Here is a 13,343-nt window from a genome sequence, read left to right as displayed (position 1 = left end):
TGCAAGACCGGACTAAGAAGTCGTTTTAAAATGACCATGGCCAGGCGTGGCGCCGAAGACAGTGGGAACGGCACTGCCGTTCCGCACGGCAAGGCGCCACAACGACGCCATGGGCTTTTTGAAACGACTTCCAAGGACTGACATGGCAATCGGATTGATCATCATCGGCGACGAAATCCTGTCGGGCCGGCGCACCGACCAGCACTTCACCAAAGTGGTGCAGCTGCTGGCCGAACGTGGCCTGCAGCTGGACTGGGCCGAAGTGCTGGGCGACGACCCGGCCCGCATCACGGCCACGCTGCGCCGCACCTTCGCCAGCGGCGACATCGTGTTCAGTTGCGGCGGCATCGGCGCCACGCCGGACGACCACACGCGCCAGGCGGCGGCCGACGCGCTGGGCTTGCCGCTGGTGTTGCACGAGCAGGGCAAGCGCAACATCCAGCAGCGCATCCTGCAAATGGGCGAGGAGAGCGGCCAGCCGGCCGACCTCAATTCGGCCGAGAATCTGCATCGCTTGAAGATGGCCGAATTCGCGCAAGGCGCCGAGCTGATTCCCAATCCGTACAACAACGTGGCCGGCTTCGCGCTGCGCCAGCATTACTTTGTGCCCGGTTTCCCCGTCATGGCCTGGCCCATGATCGCCTGGGTGCTGGACCACCACTACGCCCACCTGTTCCACCGCGCCCCGCACAGCGAGCAATCGGTGCTGGTGTATGGCACGGCCGAATCGGCGCTCACGCCGCTGATGGAGGCGCTCGAAGCGAAGTTCGCCGGTGTAAAAGTGTTCAGCCTACCCAGCGTGGGCGACGCCAACACGCGCCGCCACATCGAGTTGGGCGTGAAGGGCGCGCCCGCGCCGACGGCCGCCGCGTTCACTGAACTGTGCGCCGAGTTGACGCGCTTGCAGGTAGAGTACCAACACCTCTCTTGACGCCTCGCGGCGCGCCGTCTTCACGGTGGCCCGCGCCGGGCGCGCACGGCGTTCCCCCTGCCCGGCGAGCGCCGTTGTTTTTTTGCGAAAAGCTCCCATGAACTATAATTTTTCTGCGCGCCGGCCCATCCATGTGGCGCCGATGTGGTGCAATGGATGGCAGGCTGCGCGTGATGGGCGACCCGGTCAACGGGGTGCCTGCCGCGCGAGTTAAGTGCGTAGAAGTTGTTTCACAATGACCATGGCTAGGCGTGGCGCCGAAGACAGTGCGCTTGCACGGCGAGGCGCCATAACGACGCCATGGGCTTTTTGAAAGGACTTTTATTTGAGTGCGCTTGCAAGGCAGCCAACAAAGTAGTGAGGCAGGCAAGTAGTACCACCTGATTTCATTGCTGCGGTGTATGCGGTGCGGCGCGAAGTGTTACTGAACAGAAGACTGACCGGTTTGAATCATATGTTAAGCAATCGTCGTTTCCGCCGGCCCCGCATCGTTGTACGCGCGGTGCGCAAACTGCGCGCAGGCGCGGCCGCCATGGGTTATGGCCGCCGCCGCCACCTGCGCGCCGTCCCCCAGCCCGACTCAGTTGACGAAGCCGTGCTGCTGGCCCACACCCAGCCGGCCTCGCCGCCGCCGTCCGAGCCCGTCAAGAGCAAGCGCTCGCGCAACGCCTTCATCGTCGCCATGCTGGTGCTGCTGTCGTGCGGCGTGTACTGGGTGTTGCAGGAGATTCGCAGCTCGAGCATGCAGGCCCAGTTCTTCTCGGGCCTGGTGGGCAAGCTCACCTACCGGGTCGAACCGGGGCCCAGCGCGGCGATCCGATTCCCCAAGGACAGCCCGTACGACGAGCGCCTCGGTTACGCCAACATTCCCGACTACCTGGGCAAGCTCAAGACGCGCGATTACGCCGTCACGGCCCAGTCCCGCTTCTCGCCCAAGATGGTGGAACTGACCGACATGGGCGTGTTCACCACCTTCCGCGAAAAGACCAAGACCGGTTTGGCCATCGTCGATTGCCGCGCCCAGCCCCTGTTCACGGCCAGCTATCCGGAGCGCGTGTACGGCAAGTTCGACGAGGCGCCCACGGCGCTGGTGCGCAGCCTGCTGTTCATCGAGAACCGGGAACTGCTCGACACTAAATATCCGAAGCGCAATCCGGCCGTCGAGTGGGACCGCCTCAGCAAGGCCGTGCTGGAAAAGACGGCCAGCACCTTCTCGGGCGGCCACCGGCCGGCCGGCGGCAGTACGCTGGCGACCCAGATCGAGAAATACCGCCACTCGCCGGAAGGGCGCACCAGCAGCCTCAAGGACAAGCTGCAGCAGATGGTGTCGGCCAGCCTGCGCGCCTACCAGCAGGGCGAGGACACGTCCGCCGTGCGGCGCCAGATCGTGCTCGATTACCTCAACACGGTGCCGCTGTCGGCCAAGCCCGGCTACGGTGAAGTGAACGGCCTGGGCGACGGCATGTGGGTCTGGTACGGCCGCGACTTCGCGGAAGTGAACCGCCTGCTCGGCGGCAAGCTGGACCAGCCCGACAGCGCGCTGGCCTACAAGGAAGCGCTGAGCCTGATGATCGCCCAGCGCCGTCCCAGCTACTACCTGGGCGAAGGCACGGCCGACCTGGAAACGCTGGCCAACTCGCACCTGCGCCTGCTGGCCCAGGAAGGCGTGATCACGCCGGCCGTGCGCGACGCGGCCCTCAAGCAGCGCCTGCATCCCTCCGCCGGTTCCGGTGTGCAGGCCGCGCCGGCCATGACCTACGTCACCCGCAAGGCGTCGAACGCGGTGCGCACCCACCTGGCCAGCCTGTTGGGCGATAACCGTCTGTACAACCTGGACCGGCTGGACCTGAGCGTGGTCAGCACGCTCGATGCGCGGGCCCAGAAAGCCGTCACCCAAGTGCTGCGCGATTTGCGCGATCCGGACATGGCCAAGGCGGCTGGCCTGACAGGCAAGGGCATGCTGGGCAACGGCGACCCGGCCCACGTGGTGTACAGCTTCACGCTGCTGGAAAAAGGCGAACAGGCCAATTTGCTGCGCTTGCAGACGGATAACTTCGATCAGCCGCTCGACATCAACGAGGGCGCCAAGCTGGACCTGGGTTCCACCGCCAAGCTGCGCACCCTGGTCACCTACCTCGATATCGTCGACCAGTTGCACACCCGCTACGGCGGCATGGATACGGCGGCCCTGAACAAGGTGGTGGTCGATCCGCAGGACAAGCTGTCGCAGTGGGCCATCGACTACTTCAAGGCGCTGCCGCTGGACAAGGGCGGCCGGGAACTGACGCCGATGCTGAACGCGGCCATGGAGCGCAAGTATTCGGGCAACCCCGGCGAAGGTTTCTTCACGGGCGGCGGCCTGCACCACTTCGGCAACTTCTCCAAGGAAGACAACGGCAAGATCCTGACCGTGACGGAAGCGCTGCGCCATTCGACCAACCTGGTGTTCGTGCGCCTGATGCGCGACGTGGCCAAGTTCTACATGTTCCAGTCGCCCGGTTCCTCGGCCTCGCTGCTGCAGGATGCCGACGATCCGCGCCGCGCCGAATACCTGGCCCGCTTCGCCGACAAGGAAGGGCGCGAGTTCATGAACCGCTTCTACGTCAAGTACAAGGGCAAGAAGGGCGACGAGCTGGAAAAAACGCTGCTGGCCAATATCCGCGGCACGCCGGTGCGGCTGGCCGTGATCCACCGCACGCTGTATCCGGAAGCGACCGAGGAGCAGTTCGCCGCCTTCCTGAAGGACAACCTGCCGTCGCAGAACGAAGTGCCGCCCGAGCGCGTGGCCAAGCTGTATGAGCAATACGCGATCGACAAGTGGTCGCTGCCCGACCGGGGCTACCTGGCCTCGGTGCACCCGCTGGAAATGTGGATGGCGGCCTATATGCGCACCCATGAAGGCGCCACCCTGAGCGAGATGACAGCCGCCAGCGAGCAGCAGCGCCAGGAAGTGTACCAGTGGCTGTTCAAGACCCACCACAAGCACGCCCAGGACAAGCGCATCGCCGGCCTGCTGGAGATGGAAGGCTTCATGAAGATCCACGCCCAGTGGAAGAAGATGGGCTATCCCTTCGACTCGCTGGTGCCATCCTACGCCACCACGCTGGGCGCTTCGGCCGACCGGCCTGCCGCGTTGGCCGAGATGATGGGCATCATCATCAACGGTGGCGTGCGCAAGCCCAGCCAGCGTATCTCTTCGCTGCACTTCGCGGCCGGCACGCCGTACGACACCCAGGTGGCGCCCGGCAAGAGCACGCTCAGCGAGCGGGTGCTGGCGCCGGAAGTGGCGCGTGTGGTGGCCGACGCCATCCGCGGCGTGGTATCGGACGGCACGGCCAAGCGGGCCCGCATGGCCTTCGTCAAATCGGACGGCACCGTGATTCCCGTGGGCGGCAAGACCGGCACCGGCGACCAGCGCTTCGACGTCTTCGCCGCCGGCGGGCGTTTGATCGAGTCGCGCTATGTGAACCGTTCGGCCACTTTCGTGTTCAACATCGGCGAACGCTTCTTCGGCAGCATGACGGCCTATGTGCGCGGTCCGGATTCGAAGAACTACGACTTCACCAGCGCGCTGCCGGTGCAGTTGCTGACGGTGCTGGCGCCCAGCCTGATGCCGCTGATCGAGCCTAACCCGGTCAAGCCGGCCACCATCCAGAACGCGGCCGCCGGCACGGCCGCCGCTGCCGCCGCCGCACCGCTGCCGGCCTGCGGCGGGGGCAGTACGGGCGGCTGACGCCCTCCCGGGCCGGGTGCCGCGCGCGCCCGGCCCGTCCCCGCCCGCTTCCCTTTTGCGCGCGCGGCGCTTGCAAAACAGCGCAATTGTTGGCAAGGTGACAGCCCATGAAACCTGTACGCCATACCATGTCCAAAATCCTCAAGTTCACGCAATTTTCCGTGCGTGACCTGCTCGTCGCTGCCGCCCCCACCTTGCTGGCCATCGTCGGCGTGTGCGCGCTGGCCTATGTGCTGGTGGACCCGTCGCCGCCGCGCCACGTGGTGCTGTCCACCGGCCAGGAAAACAGCGCCTACGAACAGATCGGCAAGAAATACGCGGCCGCGCTGGCCAAGCACGGCGTCAAGGTGACACTGGTGCAGTCGGCCGGCTCGGGTCAGAACTTGCGCCGTCTCAAGAGCGGTGAAGTCGATATCGCCTTCGTGCAGAGCGGCTCGACTGACGAGGCGGCGGCCGAGCGGGAAGGGCTGGTATCGCTGGGCAGCCTGTTCACGGAACCCATGTGGCTGTTCCTGCGCGAAACCAAGGGCAAGCCCATCACCCGGCTCACTGAACTCAAGGGCAAGAAGATTAACTTCGGCCCCAAGGGTGCCGGCGCTCCGCGCCTGTTCAAGCAGGTGCTGGCGCTGAATGGCATCGAGCCGGAGGAAGTGACCCGCAGTTCGCTGGCCAACACGCCGGCCACGGTGGAGTTGCTGGAAGGGCGCATCGATGGCCTGGTGTTCACCTCGGCGCCGGAAGCGCCGCTGATCCAGATGCTGTTGCAAACGCCGGGCATCCAGTTGTTCGATTTCGACCAGGCCGAAGCGTATGCGCGCAAGTTGCCCTTCCTCAGCCACGTGGTACTGCCGCGCGGCATCGTCGACCTGGGCCGCGACTTGCCGCCCGTCGATTACAACCTGATCGCCCCCACGGCCACGCTGGTGGCGCGCGACACCCTGCATCCGGCCCTGGTCGACCTGTTCGTGCAGGCCGCCGCGTCGATCCACAGCGGCGCGGGCTGGTTCCAGCAGCAGGGCCAGTTCCCGTCCGCGCGCTACACGGAAATTCCCGTCGCGCCCAGCGCGGCCAAGTTCTACAAGGATGGCCCGCCCTTCCTGCAACGCTATATGAGCTTCTGGCTGGCCAATTTCTTTGACCGCATGTGGGTGCTGGTGCTGGGCCTGGGCGCGCTGATCCTGCCGCTGTCCAAGGTGGTGCCGCCGTTGTATGTGTGGCGCATCCGCTCGCGCGTGTACCGCTGGTACGGGCAGTTACGCACGGTGGAGCAGGCGCTGGAGGACGCGCAGTCGCAGGGCGAGCGCCGCATGGAGATTTACGCGGCGCAACTGGCGCGCCTGAATGAGATCGAGGAAATGGTGAACCAGATTTCCATTCCGCTGTCGTTCGCCGATGGCTTGTATGGCTTGCGCAGCCATATCAACTTCGTGCGCGAGCGGGTGCTCAGCTTGCTGAGCGAGGCGGCGCCTGTCGCGCCGGCGGCCGTGCCGGTCTAGCGCGCTTGAGGGGCAGACTCCCCGCCTTGGCGCCGGGGTTGGACCCTATGGATTATTTGACTGATTTAAACGTCGCGGCGTGCTTGGAATGGACGGCGATGGGATTGCCCGCCGCATCGAGCGAATAGGTAATCGTGTGCCCGTTGCTGGTGTTGAACGTACCCGTCTGATTGTCGCCGATCGGAAAGTCGCTCCAGGCTTGGCTGCGGGCAGACTGGCGCTGTAATTTGCCGTCGTCCGAGAAACGGAAATTGACGATCGTGCTTTCGAATTTCGTGTCGAATCGCCATGGCGAGCCTTCGACGAGCTTGCTGGCAAGGCTAGCTTGCGCTACGGCGCCCGGCGCCGCGGGCGCGTCTTCCGCCCGGACCGGCGCCATATTGCCCAGTGCGAGCAATAAAACGGCCACATATTTCTTCATGCATTTCTCCCGGAAAGCCCGCCGTGCATGGCGGGCAACGAAGCAAGCGGGCGCCGTGTGGCGCTGGCAGGTTCAGGCGCCCAGCCACGGCAGGCCGGCGCGGCACCAGCCATTGACGTTCTTGCGGTGGCCGGCCTCGTCCTTGTCGCCTTCGAAGCCTTCCAGCACGTCGTAGCAATGCTGATAACCGAATTCTGTGGCCAGCTTGGCCGCGTGGCGCGAGCGCACCCCGGAGCGGCATAAAAACAACAGTACCTGGTCCTTGCGGGCCTGGCTGTTGAGCTGTTCGATGAACTCATGGTTGGCCACGCCACCCGGATAGGTGGCCCACTGGACCGCACCATGTTGGGTATCCGGTATGGCCACCCGGCCCACCCAGTCACGCTCGGCATTGGTGCGCACGTCGATCAGTTTGACGTGCGGATCGGCCTGCAGCAGTTCCCACGCTTCCTGCGGGTTGACGGCGCCGGCATAGGGCCAATCCTTGCTGCGTGCACGGGCCAGGGCCAGAATTGCATTCACATCGCTCATGTCATGTTCCAGAAAGGATATTAAGTTTATTATAGATGCCCTGACCGTCCGTGTTGCGCGCACGCACCAAACGAGGGCATTTTTCACTGGTTTTTTGAAAATGCACGAAATAGGTGCAAATCAGAAAAATCGCACCATAATGGAGCAGTCTTGCGCTGGCGCAAACGGGACTGATTTTGCTGGCCGAACGATTTTAGAATCATTTGCCAGCAAGTTCCAAGTTGGTTTTGGCAGAAGGTTATGATTTTTGAGCTGGCACGGATACTGCTTTACCCCGGGATGAGTTTCGGTCGCACTTACACGGGGACGCGCAGCGCATCCGCGCACACACAGTTGGTCGGCTCACCCACCCCTTTCTTTTAGGAGATACGCATGGCAATGACAGCCGCAGAAGTGATGAAAATGGTAAAAGACAACGAAGTCAAATTCGTTGATTTTCGTTTCGCCGATACCCGTGGTAAAGAACAGCACGTGACCGTGCCTGTGTCGCACTTCGACATGGACAAGTTCGAGTCGGGTCACGCATTCGACGGTTCGTCGATCGCCGGCTGGAAAGGCATCGAAGCATCGGACATGATTCTGCTGCCAGACCCGAACACGGCCAATATCGACCCGTTCATGGAAGAAACCACCCTGTTCATGCAGTGCGACGTGATCGAACCGTCGGACGGCAAGGGCTACGACCGCGACCCACGCTCCATCGCCAAGCGCGCTGAAGCCTACCTGAAATCGTCGGGCATGGGCGACACCGCCTACTTCGGTCCTGAGCCAGAATTCTTCATCTTCGACAGCGTGCGCTGGAAAGTCGACATGTCCGGCTGCTTCGTCAAGATCGACTCGGACGAAGCTTCGTGGAGCACCGACAAGGAAATCGAAGGCGGCAACAGCGGCCACCGTCCTACCGTCAAGGGCGGCTACTTCCCAGTGCCACCAGTGGACAGCTTCCAGGACATGCGTTCGGAAATGTGCCTGATCCTCGAATCGCTGGGCATCCCGGTCGAAGTGCACCACCACGAAGTGGCTGGCGCCGGCCAGAATGAAATCGGCACCAAGTTCTCGACCCTGGTCGAGCGCGCCGACTGGACCCAGAACCTGAAGTACGTGGTGTGGAACGTGGCGCACAGCTACGGCAAGACCGCCACCTTCATGCCTAAGCCTATCGTGGGCGACAACGGCTCGGGCATGCACGTGCACCAGTCGATCTGGAAAGACGGCAAGAACCTGTTCGCCGGCGACGGCTATGCCGGCCTGTCCGACACCGCGCTGTTCTACATCGGCGGTATCATCAAGCACGCCAAGGCACTGAACGCCATCACCAACCCAGGCACCAACTCGTACAAGCGCCTGGTGCCAGGCTACGAAGCACCGGTCAAACTGGCTTACTCGGCCCGTAACCGTTCCGCTTCGATCCGCATCCCGCACGTGGCCAATCCTAAGGGCCGCCGCATCGAGACCCGTTTCCCGGATCCACTGGCGAACGTGTACCTGTGCTTCGCCGCGCTGCTGATGGCCGGTCTGGACGGTATCATCAACAAGATCCATCCGGGCGAAGCCGCATCCAAAGACCTGTACCACCTGCCACCAGAAGAAGACGCGCTGATCCCAACCGTCTGCTCCTCGCTGGAAGAGGCACTGGACAACCTGAACAAAGACCGCGAGTTCCTGACCCGTGGCGGCGTGTTCAGCGATTCGATGATCGATGCCTACATCGAACTGAAGATGCAGGACGTGCAGCGTATGCGCATGACCACGCATCCTATCGAATTCGACATGTACTACTCGCTGTAATGGCAGCGCGCCGGCCGCAAGCCGGCGCCCGCCGTATGGCCACAACGCGAGGCGAGCCCCGGCTTTCCTCGCGTTTTTCTTTGGATGTTGTATATTCGGGGGGCATTAATGCTCTTCACGGATAGGGAATGACAACACGCTTATTACCGGTACTGGTCTTGCTGGCCGCCAGCGCCGCCGCCAGGGCCGACGGCCCCATCTACCTGTGCGTGGACGCGGCCGGCCATAAGGAACTGACGGACGCCAACAAGCCCGGCTGCAGGATCCTGGACGTGCCGGGCAACGCCGTTCCGGCGCCGCAGCGCCGCCAGGCGCCCGCGCCCATGCGGGCAGCACCCGCGCCAGCGCCGGCCGACTTCCCGCGCGTCGACAGCGCGGAACAGAAGGCGCGCGACGCCGACCGGCTCGGCATCCTCAACGAGGAACTGCGCAGCGAACAGCAAAAGCTGGCCGGCCTGCGCAAGGAGTTCAACAACGGCGAGCCGGAACGCCATGGCGATGAGCGCAATTACGCCAAATACCAGGAACGGGTGGCGCAGATGCGCGACAGCATCAGCCGCTCGGAAAAAAACATCGAAGCCTTGAAACGTGAGATCGCGAATATCAGATGAACGCACAGCACGCTAACGCCCGCGCGGGCGAGGCCATGCCATCGCTGGCCGGGCTGGAATTGCTGGCCTCGGCCGTGGTACTGGTCGATGGCGCCGGCCAGATCGCCTACGCCAACGCGGCCGCTGAAAACCTGCTGGAAAGCTCGCTCAAGGCGCTGTCGCGCCAGAAGCTCAGCGCCCAGTTCCTCAACCCCGACGAACTGGAACACATCTGCGCCCAGGCGCGCCAGCACAAGTTCTCCGACCTGCGCCAGGACTTGACCTTGGAGCGGGCCGGGCGCGACCCGCTGCACGTGCACAGCATCGTGTCGGCGCTGGACGAGCCGCGCGACCACATCCTGATCGAGCTGCGCGAACACTTGCAGCACTTGAAGCTGGACCGCGAGGAACGCATGCTGGACCAGAGCCAGGTCAACAAGGAGCTGATCCGCAACCTGGCGCACGAGATCAAGAATCCGCTGGGCGGCATCCGCGGCGCGGCCCAGCTGCTGGAGATGGAATTGCCGCCACTGCACCTGGGCCAGTTGCGCGAGTACACGCAAGTGATCATCAAGGAAGCGGACCGGCTGCAAACGCTGGTGGACCGCCTGCTGGCGCCGCACCGCCGGCCGCACATCGTGGGCGACGTCAACATCCACGAAGTGTGCGAACGGGTGCGCAGCCTGATCCTGGCCGAGTTCCCCACCGGGCTGGCGATCCGGCGCGACTATGACGCTTCCATCCCCGAGTTCCGGGGCGACAAGGAACAACTGATCCAGACCGTGCTCAACATCGCCCACAACGCGGCCCAGGCCTTGTCGGCCCGGATCGAAGCGGGCGACGCGGAGCTCGTTTTCAAGACCCGGGTGGCCCGCCAGGTGACGCTGGCGAAGGTCCGCTACGGGCTGGCATTAGATTTGCATATCATTGACAATGGACCGGGCATCGCACCCCAGATCCGCGACCGCATCTTCTATCCGCTCGTATCGGGCCGGGAAGGCGGCAGCGGTTTGGGGTTGACCTTGGCACAAACCTTCGTGCAGCAGCACCTGGGTGTGATCGAGTGCGAAAGCCGGCCTGGATACACGGATTTCCGCATCCTGCTGCCGCTGCCATAAGCGGCGGGCGAGCTGGTGCGTTTCCGCGGTCCCTTGATCACGATCCAACGCGGGAACCGAAATATACATGAAGCCAATCTGGATAGTGGACGACGACGAGTCGATCCGTTGGGTACTGGAAAAAGCGCTGGCGCGGGAAAACCTCGCCACCAAGAGTTTTTCCAACGCGCGCGAAGCGATCGCCGCGCTGGAGTTCGAGACGCCGCAAGTGCTGGTGTCCGACATCCGCATGCCGGGCGATTCCGGCCTCGATCTGCTGGCGCTGGTCAAGTCGCGCCACCCGGGCCTGCCCGTCATCATCATCACGGCGTTCTCCGACCTGGATTCGGCCGTGGCCGCGTTCCAGGGCGGCGCCTTCGAATACCTGGCCAAGCCGTTCGACATCGACAAGGCCGTGGAGCTGATCCGGCGCGCGCTCGACGAGAGCCTGCGCGAAACCAGCGTGGAATCAGGCCCGGCCGACACGCCCGAGATCCTGGGCCAGGCGCCGGCCATGCAGGAAGTGTTCCGCGCCATCGGCCGTTTGTCGCAATCGAACGTGACGGTGCTGATCACCGGCGAATCCGGTTCCGGCAAGGAGCTGGTGGCGCGCGCGCTGCACAAGCACAGCCCGCGCGCATCGCAGCCGTTCATCGCCTTGAACACGGCCGCCATTCCCAAGGACTTGCTGGAGTCGGAACTGTTCGGCCATGAGCGCGGCGCGTTCACGGGCGCCCAGACCACGCGCCGCGGCCGCTTCGAGCAGGCCGAGAACGGCACCTTGTTCCTCGACGAGATCGGCGACATGCCGTTCGACCTGCAGACCCGCTTGCTGCGCGTGCTGTCGGATGGCCATTTCTACCGCGTGGGCGGGCACCAGCCCTTGAAGGCCAATGTGCGCGTGATCACGGCCACGCACCAAAACCTGGAGCAGCGCGTGCGCGACGGCCTGTTCCGCGAAGACTTGTACCACCGCCTCAACGTAATCCGCTTGCGCCTGCCCAGTTTGCGGGAGCGGCGCGAGGATATCCCCATCCTGGTGCGCCACTTCCTGGTGCAGAGCGCACGCCAGTTGGGCGTGGAAGCCAAACGCATGAGCGACGCCACGCTGCACTTCCTCAGCGGCCTGGATTTGCCCGGTAACGTGCGCCAGCTGGAAAACCTGTGCAACTGGATCACCGTGATGGCGCCCGGCCAGACGGTGGAAGTGAAGGACTTGCCGCTGGAACTGACCCAGGGCCAGGACACAAGCGGCCACAGCCCGGCCGCGCCGGCCCCGGCCCACGAATCGTTCAGCATGACGCACCACGGCACCGTGTCGTCCGTGCCGCCGGCGCTGGCCGAGGCCACCGCGCACGGCGGGCCGGACAGCTGGCTGACCTTGCTGGAACTGCAGGCCGCAAGCATGCTCAGCAACGGCCAGCATGAAGTGATGGACGTGCTGGGCCGCCAGTTCGAATCGGCCCTGATCCGCACCGCCCTCAAGCATACCCACGGCCGCAAGAACGACGCCGCCGTACGGCTGGGGATAGGGCGCAACACCATCACCCGCAAGATCGCGGAACTGGGCATCGACGGCGCCAAGGACGACTAGGCCCGGCCGCCGCACGCAGCGCCGCGCGCATTTGCGGTAAGCTCTTGGCTTGATCGCCAGGAGCTTTTTTTTATGGATTTTGTATGCTGATTAATTGCGTCGTGTACCAGGATGGCCAGAAGCTGGCCGACATTCCCGTCGAGGACATCAGCGAGTATGTGTGCCGGCCCGAGTGCTTCGTGTGGGTGGCGCTGCGCGAAGCGGATGCGGCCGAACTGTCCGTCATGCAGGCGGAATTCGGCCTGCACGAACTGGCCGTGGAGGATGCGCGCCGCGGCAACCAGCGTCCCAAGATCGAGGAGTATGGCGATTCGCTGTTCGTGGTGGCCAAGATGGTGGAGTTCGAGCACGAGCAACTGACGGTGGGCGAGGTCGACGTGTTCGTCGGCCCCAACTACGTGCTGTCGAACCGCAGCAACAGCAGCCACGGTTTCCTGGGCGTGCGGGCGCGCGCCGAGCATGAACCGCACTTGCTGCGCCAGGGGCCGGCCTTCGTGCTGTACGCCTTGCTGGACGCCGTGGTGGACCGCTACTTCCCCGTGGCCGACGCGCTGGAAGTGGAACTGGAGCAGATCGAGGAGCGCATCTTCCTGCACGGTTCCCAGCGCGACAACATCGAACGGCTGTATGAACTCAAGCGCAAGGTGATGGCCGTGCGCCATGCCGTGGCGCCGCTGATGGAGGCCACCGGCAAGCTGCATGGCGGCCGGGTGCCGGCCATGTGCCTGGACAGCCAGGAATACTTCCGCGACGTGCACGACCACCTGCACCGCATCAGCGCCACGCTCGACAACGTGCGCGACACCATCAGCACGGCGATCCAGGTCAACCTGTCGATGGTGGCCATCGAGGAGGGCGAGGTGAACAAGCGGCTGGCCGCGTGGGCCGCCATCTTCGCCATCTGCACCGCGTTCGCCGGCATCTGGGGCATGAACTTCAAGGTGATGCCGGAACTGGAATGGAAGTACGGTTATCCGGCCGCCGTCACCATCATGGTGTCGGTCTGTTGGTACCTGTACCGGCGCTTCAAGCGCGCCGGCTGGCTGTAGCGGGCCGGCGCGGCCGGTCGTTGGCCGCAAGTTTTGGGGGTAGAATAAGAACAGGCACGGGGCGCCGCCATGCGCCGGGTGGTCGGCGTGGCGCGTCGCGGGATGGCCGACAG

Annotated in this window: 10 protein-coding genes; 8 read left to right on the top strand and 2 right to left on the bottom strand. The window is 64.2% G+C overall.

Features of this window, described 5'->3' with window-relative positions:
* Positions 1 to 142 precede the first annotated feature (142 nt).
* From H3H39_RS14655 to H3H39_RS14645, 3 genes are all read left to right on the top strand, one after another.
* Positions 143 to 931, top strand: a complete 789-nt coding sequence (locus H3H39_RS14655; RefSeq protein WP_182154143.1) for a competence/damage-inducible protein A — start codon at positions 143 to 145, stop codon at positions 929 to 931.
* Between the two features lie 682 nt (positions 932 to 1,613).
* Entirely contained in the window at positions 1,614 to 4,664 is a 3,051-nt protein-coding gene (locus H3H39_RS14650; protein ID WP_229218080.1) for a transglycosylase domain-containing protein, read from the top strand.
* A 128-nt stretch (positions 4,665 to 4,792) separates the two neighbouring features.
* Entirely contained in the window at positions 4,793 to 6,160 is a 1,368-nt protein-coding gene (locus H3H39_RS14645) for a TAXI family TRAP transporter solute-binding subunit (protein WP_182154440.1), read from the top strand.
* A 52-nt stretch (positions 6,161 to 6,212) separates the two neighbouring features.
* On the opposite strand, the gene H3H39_RS14640 is transcribed toward H3H39_RS14645, so the two are convergent.
* Both H3H39_RS14640 and H3H39_RS14635 read right to left on the bottom strand, forming a co-directional pair.
* Positions 6,213 to 6,581, bottom strand: coding sequence for a hypothetical protein (locus H3H39_RS14640; RefSeq protein WP_182154142.1), 369 nt, complete (start codon positions 6,579 to 6,581; stop codon positions 6,213 to 6,215).
* A 72-nt stretch (positions 6,582 to 6,653) separates the two neighbouring features.
* Positions 6,654 to 7,112, bottom strand: a complete 459-nt coding sequence (locus tag H3H39_RS14635) for a rhodanese-like domain-containing protein (RefSeq protein ID WP_182154141.1) — start codon at positions 7,110 to 7,112, stop codon at positions 6,654 to 6,656.
* A 372-nt stretch (positions 7,113 to 7,484) separates the two neighbouring features.
* Between H3H39_RS14635 and glnA the strand changes: the two genes are divergently transcribed.
* The 5 genes from glnA (at position 7,485) to corA (ending at position 13,230) form a co-directional block, all read left to right on the top strand.
* The gene (glnA, locus tag H3H39_RS14630) at positions 7,485 to 8,900 is read left to right on the top strand and encodes a type I glutamate--ammonia ligase (RefSeq protein WP_182154140.1); all 1,416 of its coding nucleotides are present in this window, start codon (positions 7,485 to 7,487) and stop codon (positions 8,898 to 8,900) included.
* 128 nt (positions 8,901 to 9,028) lie between these two features.
* The gene (locus H3H39_RS14625) at positions 9,029 to 9,511 is read left to right on the top strand and encodes a DUF4124 domain-containing protein (protein WP_182154139.1); all 483 of its coding nucleotides are present in this window, start codon (positions 9,029 to 9,031) and stop codon (positions 9,509 to 9,511) included.
* Entirely contained in the window at positions 9,508 to 10,608 is a 1,101-nt protein-coding gene (glnL, locus tag H3H39_RS14620) for a nitrogen regulation protein NR(II) (RefSeq protein ID WP_229218057.1), read from the top strand. The genes H3H39_RS14625 and glnL overlap by 4 nt, the downstream gene beginning before the upstream one ends.
* 67 nt (positions 10,609 to 10,675) lie before the next feature.
* A complete protein-coding gene (gene ntrC, locus H3H39_RS14615) occupies positions 10,676 to 12,181 on the top strand; it encodes a nitrogen regulation protein NR(I) (RefSeq protein WP_182154138.1) in 1,506 nt (501 codons plus the stop codon).
* 83 nt (positions 12,182 to 12,264) lie between these two features.
* Complete coding sequence (corA, locus tag H3H39_RS14610; RefSeq protein WP_182154137.1) at positions 12,265 to 13,230, top strand: magnesium/cobalt transporter CorA; 966 nt, start codon at positions 12,265 to 12,267, stop codon at positions 13,228 to 13,230.
* Positions 13,231 to 13,343: the final 113 nt, after the last annotated feature.

The organism is Rugamonas apoptosis (assembly GCF_014042355.1).
Taxonomy (GTDB): Bacteria; Pseudomonadota; Gammaproteobacteria; order Burkholderiales; family Burkholderiaceae_D; genus Rugamonas; species Rugamonas apoptosis.
The sequence above is the reverse complement of the archived record's forward strand: the minus strand, read 5'-3'. Positions and strand labels throughout refer to the sequence as shown.

Bases quoted from the DNA above. Each gene is read 5' to 3' on its own strand.
- H3H39_RS14650 (WP_229218080.1), top strand. From the start codon at position 1,614: ATGCTGGTGCTGCTGTCGTGCGGCGTGTACTGGGTGTTGCAGGAGATT.
- H3H39_RS14640 (WP_182154142.1), bottom strand. From the start codon at position 6,581: ATGAAGAAATATGTGGCCGTTTTATTGCTCGCACTGGGCAATATGGCG.
- corA (WP_182154137.1), top strand. From the start codon at position 12,265: ATGCTGATTAATTGCGTCGTGTACCAGGATGGCCAGAAGCTGGCCGAC.
- H3H39_RS14625 (WP_182154139.1), top strand. From the start codon at position 9,029: ATGACAACACGCTTATTACCGGTACTGGTCTTGCTGGCCGCCAGCGCC.
- glnL (WP_229218057.1), top strand. From the start codon at position 9,508: ATGAACGCACAGCACGCTAACGCCCGCGCGGGCGAGGCCATGCCATCG.
- ntrC (WP_182154138.1), top strand. From the start codon at position 10,676: ATGAAGCCAATCTGGATAGTGGACGACGACGAGTCGATCCGTTGGGTA.
- H3H39_RS14635 (WP_182154141.1), bottom strand. From the start codon at position 7,112: ATGAGCGATGTGAATGCAATTCTGGCCCTGGCCCGTGCACGCAGCAAG.
- glnA (WP_182154140.1), top strand. From the start codon at position 7,485: ATGGCAATGACAGCCGCAGAAGTGATGAAAATGGTAAAAGACAACGAA.
- H3H39_RS14645 (WP_182154440.1), top strand. From the start codon at position 4,793: ATGTCCAAAATCCTCAAGTTCACGCAATTTTCCGTGCGTGACCTGCTC.
- H3H39_RS14655 (WP_182154143.1), top strand. From the start codon at position 143: ATGGCAATCGGATTGATCATCATCGGCGACGAAATCCTGTCGGGCCGG.